The organism is Ruegeria sp. CDSA141 (assembly GCF_059612005.1).
The window spans coordinates 271,274-286,320 of sequence record NZ_JBXWPT010000001.1 but is presented as its reverse complement, the minus strand read 5'-3'; the positions used below and the strand labels follow the sequence as shown (position 1 = coordinate 286,320).

The window sequence follows — 15,047 nt, the reverse complement described above, 5'->3', positions numbered from 1 at the left end:
ATTTCTACGACTCGCTCTTTTTCTTCGAAATGTTTTAGTTCTATCTGCCGCACTAAGCCGTTGGCTAGGTTCAGCGGGGCGGAGGTGGAAGCACTTTCTTCGACTGGAGTACCTGAAGGATGTCAATAATCGCCTCAGTACTCGTTTCGATTGAACCTCGGAAGAACAGTCCTACACCACCTTCCCCTAACTCCAGTGTGCCACCGGCGTCGTAAGCTGGCGAGAGAGAGACAAGTTCGGGAGGAAGTTCTGGGCATACCGGGTTTCTTTTTAGTATTGCGTTCGCGGTCTCGAAGAATACCTGCCGAACCTTTTCGACATTGCCCTTTGCATCGGACGTATCGGTGAGTTGATCTGGAGCAAGTCTCAGGTCATTCAGACGGAAATAAAGGCAGTCATCTCTGAATTCTGCCGAAGCGGAAGCACCCATCGTTAAACCACCAGCGAAGAGTTTCTTACCGCGTATAGATTTTCCGCCGTTACGGCTTTCGCATCGGAAGAGCTTTGCTTCGATCCTCCCGCTTAGCGAAAGCACTGTATCGTCGGTACGAACTGTTGCTTCGGTCACACCGATCAGTGCGTTGCAGACGTCTACAATCGGGGCTCCTTTGAGTTCCTCCACAAGTATTTCTTGTGCCCGGCGTAGGTCGACGACACTTTCGATCGAGATCCTTGTCGCGTTCACATCTTTTAGTCGCAACGCCAAATCCGCCGGGAACTCACGATCTCCCAGATTGACGTCCCCGGTTGCTATGAAGCTAACCTCTTCAGCCAGCAGCGCAGTTCCGAGAAACCCGGCAGAAATAAGTATCAGAAGAAAGATCCGCTGCATCATCCTTCCCCCCCAACAATACCGCGAGATTGCATAACCGCCAGGAGCTCCATCATCGTCACCGCACTGGTGTCGATTGAGCCGCTCAACGCAACACCGATACCACCGTCACCAATCTCACGGGTACCGCCAGAATCGAAAACCGGTTTCAGAGACGAAAGCTCCGAGGGCAATTTCGGACAAATCTCATTCTCTTCGGTGAACTCCTTTCCCTTGGTGAGAACGACCTCTTCGACGCGTTCTGTGAGGCCAATGAGATTAAACAACCCTCCGACAAACCCAGTGGGTTGAAGCACGACATCAGCAAGATCAAAGTGGACGCATTGCCCTCGAACATTGGCGCGTGCCGCTGCGGCGACTCCGATAGTCGTCGAGATAAGGCGTGCTCCACGCCCGTTGCCACCCTCGGATTCCTTGTCCCGACAACGATAAAGCTCGACGTCCACTGAGCCTACGAGCTCGATGAGATCACCTTTGGCGCTGGTGTCGTCGAGTTTAACGTCAACATTCAGAGAGCAACTTTGTTCTAAGGTGCCCGACAGGAGCGCGGGCGCTTGGACTTGGAACTCTCGCAGATCCAGGAGACCGCGGAAACCCAGGCGCGTCGACGTCACGCTGCTGATGCCGGCGTTAAGCGTGTAAGGTACGCTTTTTTCTCGTGTGGGGATCTTGTCGGAGATGCTAAATTGAACTTCGCCAGCGTAGTCGTTTGGCGACGCACTCTGTGCAGTGGGTCGAGCATTCAATTCGGACTTCAAAAGTTCTGGGTCTGTGGTTGCGCAGGAGGCGAAGAGAAACAAGCACACTAAGGCAAAAGGCCCGGCATTGCGCGTTCCAAGTTTGGCCAAACTCCATTGCAGATCAGTACCCATTATACCTCGCCTAACTTAGCCGTCGAATACAAACCCTAACGTACTGTGTCACGGCGATGGTCAATAGTTTACACCACTAAAAGAAACTGTTGCGGTTTTGTGTTGTCGCAACGACCTGTAGTTGAAACAGGATCTTTGAAGATTTCGCACATATGCCCGGTACGCAAGAACCCGCGCCCGCATCAAGCCCCAAGTAGGTGCCGTTGTATCCCGTTAGCTGTCGCGACTGCGAGGATTTGCTTTCCTTCTGTTGCCGGGCCAGCCCTTGTTACCAACAAACCAACTCCTAAGCGACAGAATGTGTTTTACTCTCGACACAGAGTGTTTTTCACCTCCACAAGGGTGTTACGCTACCAAATAAGGAAAAACCATGCGCTTGCTTTCTATACTTATTGTGACGGTATTATTCACAACCGGCGCGGTTGCCCAGACAATCGACAGGATAACAAAGAACAACGAAATCCGATTTGGTTTTCGAACGGATGCTGCTCCGTTGTCTTACATTAACAACCAAGGTCGCCCGTTTGGCCTCTCACCGCTGATTTGCGATCAAGTAGCGAAGGCTATTGCGAAGAAACTGGAATTGAAGGATCTAAATGTTCAGTTCATTCCGGTCGACGCGAAAGATCGTTTCGACAAAGTTGCTTCCGGAGAGGTGGATATGCTCTGCGGGGCAGCGACGATAACACTTTCCCGACGCGAAATTGTAGATTTCTCAATACCAATTTATGTCGATGGCACGTCCATATTGTTACCAATCGAGGCCGCGGGCACCATGGGTGCCCTCGCGGGAAAGAAGATTGGCATGAGAAGCAACACAACAACAGAGGCGTCTGTTCAGAATTCATTTAAATCCGCTGGTATCGACGCAGCTATGGTTCGTTTCGCTTCACATCCAGACGGTATCAAAGCTCTTCGAGACGGCGAAATCGACGCGTATTTTGCAGATCAGTCGATTTTGCTGGTCAACTATATTTCTGCGGGGTTGAAGGGTAAATTCAAACTATCCCAGGAAATATTGACGATAGAAAAGCAAGGATTGGCCATTGCGAGGGGCGACGATGATTTTCGACTCTTTGTCGATAGTGTTCTGTCAGAAATGTATGCTCAGGGCACAATGGAAGAGATTTTCCGTCTCGCTTTGCCGGGGGTGGAGCCGAGCGAAGCACTAAAAGCTCTGTATGTTATCGCCCCCATTAATCCCTGAGTCTTGCCGCGCAAATCAGTATTGTTGGGAGTTAATCGCCCTGCGCCATTGAAGCTGGCTTGTAGGCAAATTGACGGCTCAAGCCAGATTGGCCAATGACCGTGTTTTACTAAATGATCCTGCATTTGGCATGCCAGTTGCCAGAATCACGCTCTTAGGCGATCCTTCGATAAATTGAAGGATCGCAATATGTTTAGATATATAATTTTTGCTCTCAGTTTAAGCGCATCTAACGCCCTGTTTGCACAAGAGGCGTCCGATACTGTTGCAACGGAAGATACGTCTGAGACTTCATCCGGCCTTCTATCTGATGCTGAATTGCAAACTTTGGTAGCCCCGGTGGCTCTTTTCCCCGACACTCTACTCATACAGATACTTGTTGCGGCCACTCAGCCACTGCAGATTGTTAAAGCAGAACGGTATTTGTTAGATAACGCCGACCGCGACCCCGTAGAGCTCGAGCCGGAAATCGAAGCTATGGGCTGGGATCCATCTGTAAGTGTATTGGCCACGGCGTTCCCCGCAGTCGTTGGTCAAATGGCCACCCACATCGATTGGACTGAGACAGTCGGCACCGCCATGCTCGCCCAATCCGATGATATGCTGGATGCAGTACAGGTAATGCGGGATCAGGCAATTGACAGTGGAGCCCTTGTTTCGGGGCCAGAGCAAACTGTCGAGGTGTCTGATGATGACGCAGTTGTAATTACTCCGACACAAACCGAAACAGTGTACGTCCCGCAGTATAATCCCGAGACTGTCTATACGGGCCCGTCGACCGGGGACGTAGTCGGCGCGGCGTTGCTGACATTTGGCACCGTGGCGCTGATCGACGAGATTTTCGACGATGACGACGACTGGTATGGCTACTGGGGGTGCCGGAATTGCGGCGGATGGGGCGGTGGCCCGATATACAGAAACCCAGATATCGACATAGACGTCGACGGCAACGTCAATATTGGCAATGACATCGATCTTGGCGACCGTACAAACATCGGATGGAACCCCGATCCTGACCGAAAAAAGGAAGCCCAGGACAAGATCTCTGATCACAAAAGGCCGGTAGGTGGTCGCGGCGACCTGCCTGTCAACCGCCCCGAGGGTCGCACGGACGAACTCCGCGCAAAACTGAGCCGTGAGTCCGGTGCTGCCGACATCAGCAGGGGAGGCGCGGCAGCAGTTGCAGCCGGTGCAGGGGCGGGGGCTATCGCGAGCGGTGCTCTGGCCAATCGAGGTAGTGGGAGCAAGCCCTTGCCGCAGGTGAATCGCGGTAACGTTGATCTGGACAAGGCTGCTGCCAAGCAGCAGGCCATCGACCGGACGAAACGGCCGGATGCGGCGAAGAAGTCTGTCAAAAAGAAACCGCAAGCAGCCAAGAAACCTCAAGTAAAAAAGGCCACGGCTCAGCACAAGCCAGCAGCGTCCAAAGGTAAGGCTATGAAGAAAAAATCTTCAGGCGGCAAAGCTCACAAGGCGTCCAAACGGGGACATGCTGCTAAAGGCAAGGGGAGGCGGTAATATGCGTAAATCGGTTTATTCTTTTTTAGTGCTCGCTGTGACTACTGGACCTGCGTTTTCCGACGGCGCCCTGTTCGAAACTCCGCAAACCGCACTGGACGCTTTTGTAGAAGCGTTAACGGCCGATAATCAGAACAAGCTACTCGAGATTTTCGGACCAGAGGCAGAAGATCTAATCGGAACAGGTGATCCGGTGGAAGATCAGCAAAGAAGGCAGGAGGTGCTTGGCATGTATGCTGAAGGATACCGCTTTCAGCCCGAGGATAATGGGGTTTTTCTTCTGCTTGGCGAAGATAGTTGGCCCTTTCCGATCCCAATTCTACAAGCTGAAAATGGTTGGAAGTTTGATTTGGAAGCCGGGTTAGAGGAGCTTTCGGCCCGTGAAATCGGATTGAATGAATTGGAAGTAATCGAAACGCTTGAGGCCTATGTAGATCTTCAGGCGGCGTTTCGTCTTGTGGATCACAATGGCGATGGCGTCATGGAATTTGCCCGAACCATCATATCGGATCCCGGCGCACGAAACGGCCTCTTCTGGCCAGAAGAAGACAGTTTTGTCGGCGCAGCCCTTGCCCGCGCCGCCGCCTCGGGCTGGAGCGACGGTGCGGTTGATTTCGAACCCGAACCTTTCCTCGGTTACTACTTTGCAATTTTGCAGGGGCAAGGGCCAAATGCTCCGGGTGGTGCCTATTCCTATTTTGTCGGCGATCGGTTCGTCGCAGGTCACGCCTTGCTTGCGGTGCCTGCGGATTACGGAGTAACGGGTATCCATTCTTTTCTCGTGGGTGAAAACGGCACCGTGTTCGAGGCAGACTTTGGCCCGGATACGCTTGATAAAACTGCTGAGATATCGACCTATGATCCCGGCCCAAATTGGTCCCCAGCCGAGTAAACTTAGATTGGCGGTGACGCACTGTTGCCAGGCTTTGGTTTGACCGCTTTTTTGCGGTGTGCAGGCGTAGATTGAATGCAATTTTCAACTTAGTTGGCACTGGTTCGGGAAGGATCGAAGTTGGGACATCTAATTAATCGATGAAATAATTGCCCATGGTTCAATTTGACCCAAGTTGCCCGCAATGGTTTGACTGAATGACCGCTTTGTCCGCATTGCGGACATTCGCGCAATGCGCAGCTAATGTCTGTTTTCCGCCAATTCTTCCGGAGACATCTTTAGTAGCGGCCGGTCCTCTCCTGACCTAGGCACAACTTGTTCCCGGGCAAACTTTGATCAGAGAGACACCTCCCAATTTCGATGTAGAACGGTCGCAGCAGGTGCATCAGGTGTCACCCAAGCGAACCCTGCCCCGCCCCTGGTCTGGCTCATATAACTACCGCCGTCTGACCCGCTCACGGCTGCGCTCCCGTCGTTCGATGTTGATCTGGTGATCGCGACCAAGGGCCGATAGAAACCCAGACCTTTGGACTAGTTCAGGAATTGAGAGACGCTGTCGACCTGATCGTCGTTGCGTCCGCGTGGAAAGGATTGCAGCTCGCGTTTGAATGCCACCAGCCAGGGCGCATCAATTGGCAACATCACCCTGCCCTCCTCCACCGGTGCACAAGCTGACTGGAACCGGGTTTCCTTATCTTTGTCAGGCTTAATGCGTTCGTACCGCCTGCGATCGTCAAAGAACAACTCGTCAAAGAGTGGTTTTCCGCTTGCCGCATCTTCGATTAGAACGTGGTCGGGATCCCAGCGGTTGACAAGACTCAATGGCTTGGACTTCAGGTCCGTGTAGACCACCTGCCCTCGCCAGACGTCAAGCAGGTACCATGCGTTTTCGCGAAAGCCCCAGGTCGTATAGACCGAGAAGTCGGACCGGGAATCCGCAGACATGCCCGTACCCCAGCTTTGAACAACCAGTTGGAGCCAGCGAGGATCATCGATGGTTTCGTAAGTACCGAACCACTCCCAGCGCAGGGGCGAGCCGTCTGGTGCAATCGGGTTTTCTGCTGATACTGGCAATTGAACACGACCGCGCCCATTTCGCGACGCTTGGTATCCAACGTGTCCTGATCCAGACGCGACGGGCACAGCAGATCACCCGGTTTGCGGCGCATGACCTTTCCTCGACCGAGATGAACCGTCTCATGCTCTTGCGCGATGGTAGGCAGGTTCAGATGCCGATAGGTTCCGCGTTTGAGCAAGTAGCCCGGCGGATCCATCTCGTGCAGCCGCTGCGCAACCATGACGACGCGCCCCTCGGCCGGGTTGTCAAAGCGCGACAGCAAGGTTCCCTCAATGAACTCCTGCGCCTTGACCAGTTCAGCTTCGGAACCCAGTCGCCCGAACTCACACTCAAGCGACTGGTCAGCGTTACCCTCGCACTTGATTGGGTTGAACAGGAATTTCCGTTCGACTTTTGACACCTCAAGAACCGGCCTCCCTGATACAGGGTTCGCCCCCCTGATCCGTGGGAACAATTCCCTGTTCGCTCAAGAAAATTTCCTGTTTCACCTTTTAGGGAATTTGCAGCATAAACCTCTGAAAAGCATACGGTTCTGATAGGATAAACTCTAGGTCCCAGGCCCATCTCACGAAAATTCCCTGTAAACTGCCGGGTATCAGGGAAATCCCGCCCAAAGCGAACCCGCCAATATGCGGCACTGAGACTGGGGCGTTAAGTGTCCTCTGAATGTACGGTTTGCTCCGTCTCTGATTGAAAACGCATGCGCCAACTCGCGGGAATTGCGGCACGATTCCGGGTTAGAAAACACCGCTGAAGTGAGGCAGGTATGAGTGGCGGGGAGACAGGGATTCGAACCCTGGGAACGCTCTCACGTTCAACGGTTTTCAAGACCGCCGCATTCGACCACTCTGCCACCTCCCCGTCGACAGCAGGGTCTAAGGCGAAGTTCGACCAGAGGCAAGCCGAAATCGGGAAATCTTGCCGAAGCCTGTGCAGCGGTCTTTCCATGACACTTCAGCCACGTTATGATCCGTTCGAAAGACCGTAACAGGCTGGCATACAGAACCGGCAGACCGGCAGCGGGGTTCGGAAAACGAAACCCCTTCAGGCAAGGGATAAGCAGATGAAGCGAGCGATCGAGACACGCCCGGGGCCGAAACGGCTGGCGTATCTGGCGTTGACTTTGACGATACTGGCCGGATGCGAAGAGGCTTTTTCAACTTCTGAATCGGCTGAGAAACCGGAAGAAAATTCGGGGAAAACAGAACTCCTGCCCGACGTGACCACCAGCTCTAAGCGTGATGTCGAAGCCCCTGAGGTTTTTCAGACAACCGAAGCAGGGCTTTGGGATGGCCGCCCGTCCCTTGGCGGGGTTTGGGTTGCTCACCCGGACGTTTCACAACCTGAGCGTGTCGTGATCAGAAACACCTCTAACAACAAATCCGTGACTGGCGCCCTGTTCCGGCGCGAGCGCGATCTGCCCGGACCCGCGCTTCAGGTCTCGTCCGCTGCTGCGAAAGAGCTCGGAATGCTTGCGGGCGCGCCGACAAAAGTCAGCGTCGTCGCACTGCGCCGGGAAAAGCTGGAAGAACCATCGCCGGAGGATGCGCCGGAGGCAGAAGAATCGGCAGCTGAAACCACCGCCGCGGCTGCTGATGGAGCTTCCGACACTCAAGCTTCTACAGACTCGGAAAAACCGGCCAAACGAAAATGGTGGCAAAAGAAGGAACCTGCCGTTGCTGCGGCTGGTACGGCTGCGGTTGCAGCGGGGACTGACAGTGCATCGGATGAAACGGCTGAAAACGCCGAGACCGCAAGCGAAGACGCCGAGACGCCCACTTCTACGGACGATCAAGTCGACACACCTGCCGAAAAACCAGCCAAGCGGAAATGGTGGCAGAAGAAAGCCCCCGCAGCTGCTGCCGCGGGAACTGCCGTGGCTGCGGCAGATACGGCGACTGACAGCGCAGACGTAGCCGCCGAAGCCGTGGTGTCACCCTCTTTGTCGGATGCACCGGTCACGCCTCCAGCTGAGCAACCTGCCAAACGGAAATGGTGGCAAAAGAAAGACCCCGCCGCGATCACCGAAACCCCACTGGATCCGGTAGAGGGGGCCGCAGCCGCAATTGATGCGTCAGAAGCCACTCCTGTCGCAGCCGCCACAACGTCGGCGACACCTCTGAGCAAACCGTTTATTCAGATCGGAACCTTCAGCGTCGAGGCGAACGCCAAGTCAGCCGCCCAAAAAGTGCGTCGGAACGGCATGCCCACAGTTGTACGAGAATTGAAAACAGCAAATAGTACTGTTTGGCGAGTGTTGGTTGGCCCCGCCGCAACCCGGGCCGAGCGAAAAGCCTTTCAAAAGGACGTGAAAGACCTTGGCTTCAAAGACGCGTTCACGGTAACCGACTAATTCAGGGAGGCGTAACATGCTATCCTCAATGCGAACATCCGTTCTGGCTTTCGGGTTAGCCGTTCTGGCGATACCTGCCCAGGCTTTTGATACATCTGCCCGTGCGGCATATGTGATCGACCAAACCACCGGTACCGTACTGCTGTCGAAAGAGGCCGACCAGCCGTTGCCGCCCGCGTCGATGTCCAAGCTCATGACGCTTTACGTTGCGTTCGAAGCGTTGCGGGACGGACGCTTGACGCTGGACGAAACTCTGCCCGTTTCAGAACACGCGATGAGCTATGGCGGATCGACCATGTTCCTGAACACGCAAGATCGCGTTCGTGTCGAGGATCTGCTGCGCGGCATTATTGTTTTGTCGGGCAATGATGCCTGCGTCGTCATCGCCGAAGCGCTCAGTCCGGATGGCACCGAGGCGGGGTTTGCGCGATACATGACCCAGCGAGCCAAGCAAATGGGCATGAACAATTCGAACTTCGCAAATTCAAATGGTTGGCCCGCCGCCGGGCATATGATGTCGGTTCATGATCTGGCCGTTCTTGCGGATCGTCTGATCTCCGATTTTCCAGAATACTACCCTCTATTCGCCGAAGAGGTTTTCGAGTTCGATGGCCGCGCACCGTCCAATGCCCGTAACCGCAACCCATTGCTGCGACTTGATATCGGTGCGGATGGTCTGAAAACCGGCCACACGCAAGAAGCGGGCTATGGCCTTGTCGGGTCCGCCAAACAAGGTGACAGGCGGGTGATCTTTGTGCTGACGGGTCTCGACAGCACCGGCCAGCGGGCAGAGGAGGCTGAAGCCGTGGTTAACTGGTCGTTTCGAAATTTTGTCGAGAGGACAGTTGCCAACGCGGAAACGCCGATAGCCGAAGCCAAACTATGGATGGGCGAGAAAAAGACCGTGGGGCTTGTCCCCGATGGTGATCTGAACGTGCTGTTCCCGGTTCTGGGCACACAGAATGTCGAGGCCGAAGTGGTCTATGAGGGCCCGATCAATGCGCCCGTCAAGAAAGGCCAGCAACTCGCCGAACTGGTGATCAAACCCGAAGGTCTGCCGGAAATCCGGCGACCGCTGGTGGCAGCTGAAGATGTTGCGATCGGCGGTTTTTTGGTACGTATGCTGACTGTTGGCAGTATCGTATTGAAAGACGTGATCAACAACCCGCTGGAGTCGATGTGACGAAAGCGGGGTTATTTCTGACCTTCGAAGGCATTGACGGTTCAGGCAAGTCAACCCAGGCGCGGATGCTGGCGGAACATCTGCGTGCGCAGGGTCACGAGGTGGTACTGACGCGCGAACCCGGCGGCTCTGCGGGGGCCGAGGAAATTCGCAGCCTGGTTTTGGAAGGCGACCCGGATCGCTGGTCGGCCGAAACCGAGATTCTGCTGTTCACCGCGGCCCGTCGCGACCATCTGGAGCGTACCATCGAACCCGCGCTGGCAGCAGGGAAGGTCGTGATCTGCGACCGCTTTGCAGACAGCACACGTATGTACCAGGGCTTGTCCCGAGGCGACCTGCGAAATCTCGTGGATCAATTGCACAGCATGATGATCGGGCGCGAACCGGATATGACGCTGCTGATCGACATGGACCCTGAAACGGGCCTGGCACGCGCCAAGGGGCGACAAGGCACCGAAGAACGTTTCGAGGACTTTGGCCCGGAATTGCAAAAGAAGATGCGCGCCGGCTTTCTGGCGCTGGCCGATGAATTCCCGGACAGGTTTCACATCGTGGATGGCAACAGGGACATGGACAGCGTGGCGCAGGATGTTACAGAAATCGTTCAGGCAGCACTGCGGTAGACGATGAGCGACGATATCCCTTCCCCGGATCAGGTGCCGGGTGCACCACATCCGCGCGAAACCGTTCGGCTTTTTGGCCAGGACGCGGCTGAACAGGCATTTCTGACCGCCTACACTTCGGACCGTCTGCATCACGGTTGGCTGCTGACAGGGCCACGCGGTGTCGGCAAGGCGACACTGGCTTGGCGAATTGCGCGGTTCCTGCTTGCTACACCTCCGGCAGAGGATGACGGGTTGTTCGGCGCGCCGCCTCCGCCCGAGACGCTCGACATTGATCCTGACCACCCGGTAGCCCATCGCATTCAGGCCGGGGCAGAACCGGGTTTGGCAGCGATAGCCAGATCGCTGAACGATCAGGGACGGCTGCGCAGTGAGATCGTCGTGGATGACATCCGCAAGCTCGGGAAGTTTTTTGGCCTGTCCTCTGCTGACGGCGGCCGCCGCGTCGTGATCGTGGATTCAGCGGACGAAATGAACGTCAGCGCTGCCAACGCGTTGCTGAAAATGCTGGAAGAGCCGCCTGCGCGCACCACCCTTTTGTTGGTGTCACACCAACCCTCGCGCCTGTTGCCAACCATCCGTTCGCGCTGTCGCACGCTGCGCCTCGGCCCGCTGAACGCGCAAGACATGCAAGCCGCCCTTTCACAAACGGAAACCGAAATTCCCGCTCAGACTGAACACCTTGCTGCGCTTGCGGCGGGTTCAGTCGGAGACGCCGTGCGTTTGATCAATCTGGGTGGTCTGGACATCTATGCCGAACTGATCGCCATACTGGGCACCCTGCCCCGTATGGACCGCCAGCGCGCGCTGGCTTTGGCCGAAGCGGCGGCGCAGCGCGGCGCGGCAGACCGGTTTGAACTTTTGCTAACATTGATCGACGTTGCTCTGTCACGGCTGGCCCTGACCGGGGCAACAGGCACACCACCGGTTCCTGAAGCCGCCCCCAACGAGAGTGAAACACTGGCGCGTCTGTCAGCATCGCCGGATCAAGCCCGTCGCTGGGCCGAGGTCGCCGCGACGATCACAGCCCGGGCGCGACATGGTCAGGCTGTCAACCTTGACCCTGCTGCTCTGGTCCTAGATACGGTGTTCAAGATACAGGAAACCGCCGGTCAGAACAGATGAGCGACACCCCCCAGATTACTGACAGCCATTGCCATCTGGACTTCCCGGATTTCGACGGCCAGTTGGACGACATCATCACGCGTGCCGCCCAGGCTGGCGTGACCCGCATGGTGACGATTTGCACCAAGCTGCGCAACGAACCCGCTGTCCGTGCGATTGCCGAAACCCACGCGCCGGTCTTCTATGCCGCCGGCACACACCCGATGAGTGCCGCGGACGAGCCATTGGTCTCGGTCGAAGATCTGGTCGCCCTGGCAAAGCATCCAAAATTAGTCGGTATCGGTGAAACCGGCTTGGACTATCACTATACCGCCGATAGCGCGGAAGTTCAGAAACAGTCCTTGCGCATCCATATCGAAGCAGCCCAGCGCACCGGGTTACCTCTGATCATTCACGCCCGCGCAGCTGATGAAGATATGGCCAGCATTCTGGCCGAAGAATATCGCAACGCGCCGTATTCCTGCGTGATGCACTGCTTCTCATCCTCAGCTGAACTGGCCAAGGCCGCCTTGGATTTAGGTTTTTACCTGTCCATGTCCGGCATAGCCGCCTTCCCCAAGAGCCAGGAATTACGGGACATTTTCGCAAGCGCCCCGGTGGATCGCGTTTTGGTGGAAACCGACGCCCCCTATCTGGCTCCACCGCCGTACCGTGGCAAGCGCAACGAACCGGCCTACACCGCGCACACAGCGCGTAAGGGGGCCGAAGTCTTTGGCATGGACTATGCCGCTTTTGCTGACCAGACGCAGGCAAACTTCGACCGGCTGTTCACCAAAGCAGCACTGTACAAGGCCGCTGCATGACCGGATTGCGATTTACAATTTTGGGTTGCGGATCCTCTGGCGGCGTGCCGCGATTGGGCGGTCAGTGGGGTGATTGTGACCCTGAGAACCCCAAAAATGTCCGGCGCCGCTGTTCGATGCTGGTCGAACGCGACGGGCCAGATGGCACAACTTCGGTTCTGATCGACACCACGCCTGATATGCGCAGCCAGTTGCTTGAAACAGGTACAGGGCGATTGGACGGGGTCGTCTATACGCATTCCCACGCAGACCATGTGCATGGAATCGATGATTTGCGCATGATCGTGTTCAACATGAAAACCCGTGTTCCTGTGTGGGCGGATGGCGACACCCAGAACGCTTTGTTGGGGCGGTTTGGATATGCGTTCATTCAGCCGGAAGACTCCCCCTATCCTCCGATCCTCGAGCTTAAGTCTATCGACGGTCCATTTGAAATCGACGGTCCCGGTGGCGCGATTCCGTTTCGCCCTTTCAAGGTGAATCACGGTTCGATCGATTCCCTTGGATTCCGCATTGGGCAACTCGCCTATCTGCCGGATGTTGCCGAGATTTACGACGACGCCTGGCCCGAAATGAAAGGGCTGGACTGCCTTGTCATTGACGCCCTGCGCCGCTCACCTCATCCGACGCATGCGCATCTGGAAAAGACGCTCGGGTGGATCGAAAAGTTGCAACCGAAGCGCGCGGTATTGACCAACATGCATATCGACCTCGACTATGCGACCGTCGACGCCGAAACCCCCGATCACATCACCCCCGCCTTCGACGGGATGGTGATCCATCAGTCGCAGTAGGCCGCTGCCCGCCCCCCGCATGATATCGCTGCAGGCCCGTCGCACGGGGGTCATATGCTGCAAAGCCTGATCGATGTCATTCTTCCGGTTTTCCTTGTAATCGGAGCCGGGTATACTGCAACCCGCACAGGATACTTCAAAGAAACGCATGTCGATGGGCTGATGAAGTTCACCCAAGGCTTTGCGATTCCGTGCCTTTTGTTCCTGGCCATCGCGCATCTGGACCTCAGCGCCAGTTTCGATCCCCGGCTTCTGGCCAGCTTCTATTCCGCCGCTGCTTTATGTTTCACCGCAGGTCTGTTCGGCGCGCGCATAATTTTCGGTCGCGATTGGGAAGATTGCGTCGCCATAGGGTTTTGTTGCCTGTTCTCGAACTCTGTCCTCTTGGGCTTGCCGATTACCGAACGCGCATATGGGCCCGAGAACCTGACTGGCAACTATGCGATCATCGCCTTCCATTCTCCGTTTTGTTACGGCGTTGGGATCACGGTGATGGAGGTCGTGCGAAATCGCGGTCATGGAGGCATGCGTATGGCACGGTCTGTATTGTCCGCAATGTTCAAGAACGCACTGATCCTTGGTATCGCCCTTGGGTTTCTGGTCAACCTGTCTGGCCTGGCGATCCCTGCCGTGGTCGACGAAGCACTGGGGTTGATCACACGCGCTGCCCTGCCCGGGGCGTTGTTTGCCTTGGGCGGTGTGCTGGTCAAATACAAGCCTGAAGGCGACCTGCGCACCATCGCATTTGTTTGCTGTATCTCGTTGATGCTGCACCCCAGTCTGGTGTGGATGTTCGGCAAATCCGTGGGCCTGCCGCAGGACCTGTTTCGGTCGGGCGTTTTGAATGCCGCCATGGCTCCGGGTTTCAACGCCTATATCTTCGCCAATATGTACGGCCGCGCAAAACGGGTAGCAGCGTCGGCCGTACTTATTGGTACAGCCTCGTCTATTCTGACTGTCTGGCTATGGCTGACACTTCTGGGCTAACTGTGGTGTTGACTTCAGGTCGACGTGAAACACCTATCGCACAACACAGCAGGAGATCCGAATGTCACATGCTATTATCGTCGCTCATGGCCAACCATCAGACCCGGAACCGGCCGAAGCTGCACTTGCGACATTCGCCGCCAAGGTCAACGCGCTGGCAGAGAATGTGGTTGTCCATTCGGCCACTATGGCTGCACCGGGCGCGTTGGAGGCAAAGCTGGAACGCGTGCCAGAGAACCCGGTCATCTACCCACTTTTCATGGCAAAAGGGTGGTTTGTCACCAGCGCGTTACCCAAACGGCTTGGGAATCATCCGACGCAGATTTTAGACCCGCTGGGAATCGACCCAGAACTGCCGGCCCTGACCGCAGAGGCCCTGCGAACGGAATTGTCTGACAAACACTGGGCCGCTCAGTCCACAGATCTGGTCATTGCGGCGCATGGTTCCGGTCGCAGTCGGAACCCATCGACCGTAGCGTTGCAGTTTGCAGAACAGCTTGGAGGTTTGGTTGCTTTCAAATCTGTTTGCGTCGGTTTCGTCGAAGAGCCACCATCCATTTCTGACGCGGCAAACGGTACCGGAGATCAGGCGCTGTGCCTTCCGTTCTTTGCCTGTACCGGAGGACATGTTCAGGAAGATGTACCGCAAGAGCTGGATCGTGCAGGGTTCTCTGGCGTCCTACTGCCTGTGGTGGGAGAGTCGCCTCCGATCCGGGCCCAGATCGCAAAAAAGCTGACAGAGGCATTCGAATCTGCCTGAAGCCCCGATACGATCCCCAT

15 protein-coding genes and 1 tRNA gene are annotated in these 15,047 nt (G+C 55.9%); 12 read left to right on the top strand and 4 right to left on the bottom strand.

Going from position 1 to position 15,047, the window contains the following annotated elements; all coding sequences use genetic code 11:
- Positions 1-70 precede the first annotated feature (70 nt).
- Positions 71-835 (bottom strand): hypothetical protein, encoded by a 765-nt coding sequence (locus AC2FLP_RS01435; protein WP_496681229.1) that lies wholly within the window; start codon positions 833-835, stop codon positions 71-73.
- Entirely contained in the window at positions 832-1,704 is an 873-nt protein-coding gene (locus AC2FLP_RS01430; protein WP_496681231.1) for a hypothetical protein, read from the bottom strand. The genes AC2FLP_RS01435 and AC2FLP_RS01430 overlap by 4 nt, the downstream gene beginning before the upstream one ends.
- 370 nt (positions 1,705-2,074) lie before the next feature.
- Here AC2FLP_RS01430 and AC2FLP_RS01425 point away from each other — a divergent pair, with 370 nt between their 5' ends.
- The 3 genes from AC2FLP_RS01425 (at position 2,075) to AC2FLP_RS01415 (ending at position 5,321) form a co-directional block, all read left to right on the top strand.
- Entirely contained in the window at positions 2,075-2,911 is an 837-nt protein-coding gene (locus AC2FLP_RS01425; protein ID WP_496681234.1) for an amino acid ABC transporter substrate-binding protein, read from the top strand.
- Positions 2,912-3,100: 189 nt separating this feature from the next.
- A complete protein-coding gene (locus tag AC2FLP_RS01420) occupies positions 3,101-4,429 on the top strand; it encodes a DUF3300 domain-containing protein (protein ID WP_496681237.1) in 1,329 nt (442 codons plus the stop codon).
- Positions 4,430-4,466: 37 nt separating this feature from the next.
- Positions 4,467-5,321, top strand: coding sequence for a DUF2950 family protein (locus tag AC2FLP_RS01415; protein ID WP_496681239.1), 855 nt, complete (start codon positions 4,467-4,469; stop codon positions 5,319-5,321).
- A 531-nt stretch (positions 5,322-5,852) separates the two neighbouring features.
- On the opposite strand, the gene terL is transcribed toward AC2FLP_RS01415, so the two are convergent.
- The gene (gene terL / locus AC2FLP_RS01410; protein WP_496681241.1) at positions 5,853-6,395 is read right to left on the bottom strand and encodes a phage terminase large subunit; all 543 of its coding nucleotides are present in this window, start codon (positions 6,393-6,395) and stop codon (positions 5,853-5,855) included.
- Between terL and AC2FLP_RS01405 the strand changes: the two genes are divergently transcribed.
- A complete protein-coding gene (locus AC2FLP_RS01405) occupies positions 6,365-6,796 on the top strand; it encodes a hypothetical protein (RefSeq protein ID WP_496675373.1) in 432 nt (143 codons plus the stop codon). The two genes, terL and AC2FLP_RS01405, sit on opposite strands and share 31 nt — an antisense overlap.
- Positions 6,797-7,170: 374 nt before the next feature.
- Here the strand turns inward: AC2FLP_RS01405 and AC2FLP_RS01400 are convergent.
- Positions 7,171-7,260 (bottom strand) — tRNA-Ser (locus tag AC2FLP_RS01400).
- 202 nt (positions 7,261-7,462) lie between these two features.
- Between AC2FLP_RS01400 and AC2FLP_RS01395 the strand changes: the two genes are divergently transcribed.
- The 8 genes from AC2FLP_RS01395 (at position 7,463) to AC2FLP_RS01360 (ending at position 15,027) form a co-directional block, all read left to right on the top strand.
- Positions 7,463-8,752, top strand: coding sequence for an SPOR domain-containing protein (locus tag AC2FLP_RS01395; protein ID WP_496681243.1), 1,290 nt, complete (start codon positions 7,463-7,465; stop codon positions 8,750-8,752).
- Positions 8,753-8,768: 16 nt separating this feature from the next.
- The gene (locus AC2FLP_RS01390) at positions 8,769-9,935 is read left to right on the top strand and encodes a D-alanyl-D-alanine carboxypeptidase family protein (protein ID WP_299894506.1); all 1,167 of its coding nucleotides are present in this window, start codon (positions 8,769-8,771) and stop codon (positions 9,933-9,935) included.
- Entirely contained in the window at positions 9,932-10,558 is a 627-nt protein-coding gene (gene tmk / locus AC2FLP_RS01385) for a dTMP kinase (RefSeq protein ID WP_117868431.1), read from the top strand. The genes AC2FLP_RS01390 and tmk overlap by 4 nt, the downstream gene beginning before the upstream one ends.
- 3 nt (positions 10,559-10,561) lie before the next feature.
- Positions 10,562-11,683: a DNA polymerase III subunit delta' gene (locus tag AC2FLP_RS01380; protein ID WP_496681246.1), complete on the top strand. Its 1,122-nt coding sequence runs from the start codon at positions 10,562-10,564 to the stop codon at positions 11,681-11,683.
- Positions 11,680-12,486 carry a TatD family hydrolase gene (locus AC2FLP_RS01375; RefSeq protein WP_496681248.1) on the top strand — a complete coding sequence of 269 codons (807 nt, stop codon included), beginning with the start codon at positions 11,680-11,682 and terminating at the stop codon, positions 12,484-12,486. The genes AC2FLP_RS01380 and AC2FLP_RS01375 overlap by 4 nt, the downstream gene beginning before the upstream one ends.
- The gene (locus AC2FLP_RS01370) at positions 12,483-13,280 is read left to right on the top strand and encodes an MBL fold metallo-hydrolase (protein ID WP_299894513.1); all 798 of its coding nucleotides are present in this window, start codon (positions 12,483-12,485) and stop codon (positions 13,278-13,280) included. Before AC2FLP_RS01375 ends, AC2FLP_RS01370 begins: the two co-directional genes overlap by 4 nt.
- A 54-nt stretch (positions 13,281-13,334) precedes the next feature.
- Complete coding sequence (locus AC2FLP_RS01365; protein WP_117868427.1) at positions 13,335-14,267, top strand: AEC family transporter; 933 nt, start codon at positions 13,335-13,337, stop codon at positions 14,265-14,267.
- 61 nt (positions 14,268-14,328) lie between these two features.
- Positions 14,329-15,027: a CbiX/SirB N-terminal domain-containing protein gene (locus tag AC2FLP_RS01360; RefSeq protein ID WP_496681251.1), complete on the top strand. Its 699-nt coding sequence runs from the start codon at positions 14,329-14,331 to the stop codon at positions 15,025-15,027.
- Positions 15,028-15,047: the final 20 nt, after the last annotated feature.

Excerpts from the sequence above, each read along its gene's own strand:
- AC2FLP_RS01430 (WP_496681231.1), bottom strand. The coding sequence starts at position 1,704 with ATGGGTACTGATCTGCAATGGAGTTTGGCCAAACTTGGAACGCGCAAT.
- AC2FLP_RS01395 (WP_496681243.1), top strand. The coding sequence starts at position 7,463 with ATGAAGCGAGCGATCGAGACACGCCCGGGGCCGAAACGGCTGGCGTAT.
- AC2FLP_RS01370 (WP_299894513.1), top strand. The coding sequence starts at position 12,483 with ATGACCGGATTGCGATTTACAATTTTGGGTTGCGGATCCTCTGGCGGC.
- AC2FLP_RS01435 (WP_496681229.1), bottom strand. The coding sequence starts at position 835 with ATGATGCAGCGGATCTTTCTTCTGATACTTATTTCTGCCGGGTTTCTC.
- AC2FLP_RS01365 (WP_117868427.1), top strand. The coding sequence starts at position 13,335 with ATGCTGCAAAGCCTGATCGATGTCATTCTTCCGGTTTTCCTTGTAATC.
- AC2FLP_RS01360 (WP_496681251.1), top strand. The coding sequence starts at position 14,329 with ATGTCACATGCTATTATCGTCGCTCATGGCCAACCATCAGACCCGGAA.
- AC2FLP_RS01390 (WP_299894506.1), top strand. The coding sequence starts at position 8,769 with ATGCTATCCTCAATGCGAACATCCGTTCTGGCTTTCGGGTTAGCCGTT.
- AC2FLP_RS01375 (WP_496681248.1), top strand. The coding sequence starts at position 11,680 with ATGAGCGACACCCCCCAGATTACTGACAGCCATTGCCATCTGGACTTC.
- AC2FLP_RS01380 (WP_496681246.1), top strand. The coding sequence starts at position 10,562 with ATGAGCGACGATATCCCTTCCCCGGATCAGGTGCCGGGTGCACCACAT.
- AC2FLP_RS01420 (WP_496681237.1), top strand. The coding sequence starts at position 3,101 with ATGTTTAGATATATAATTTTTGCTCTCAGTTTAAGCGCATCTAACGCC.
- AC2FLP_RS01425 (WP_496681234.1), top strand. The coding sequence starts at position 2,075 with ATGCGCTTGCTTTCTATACTTATTGTGACGGTATTATTCACAACCGGC.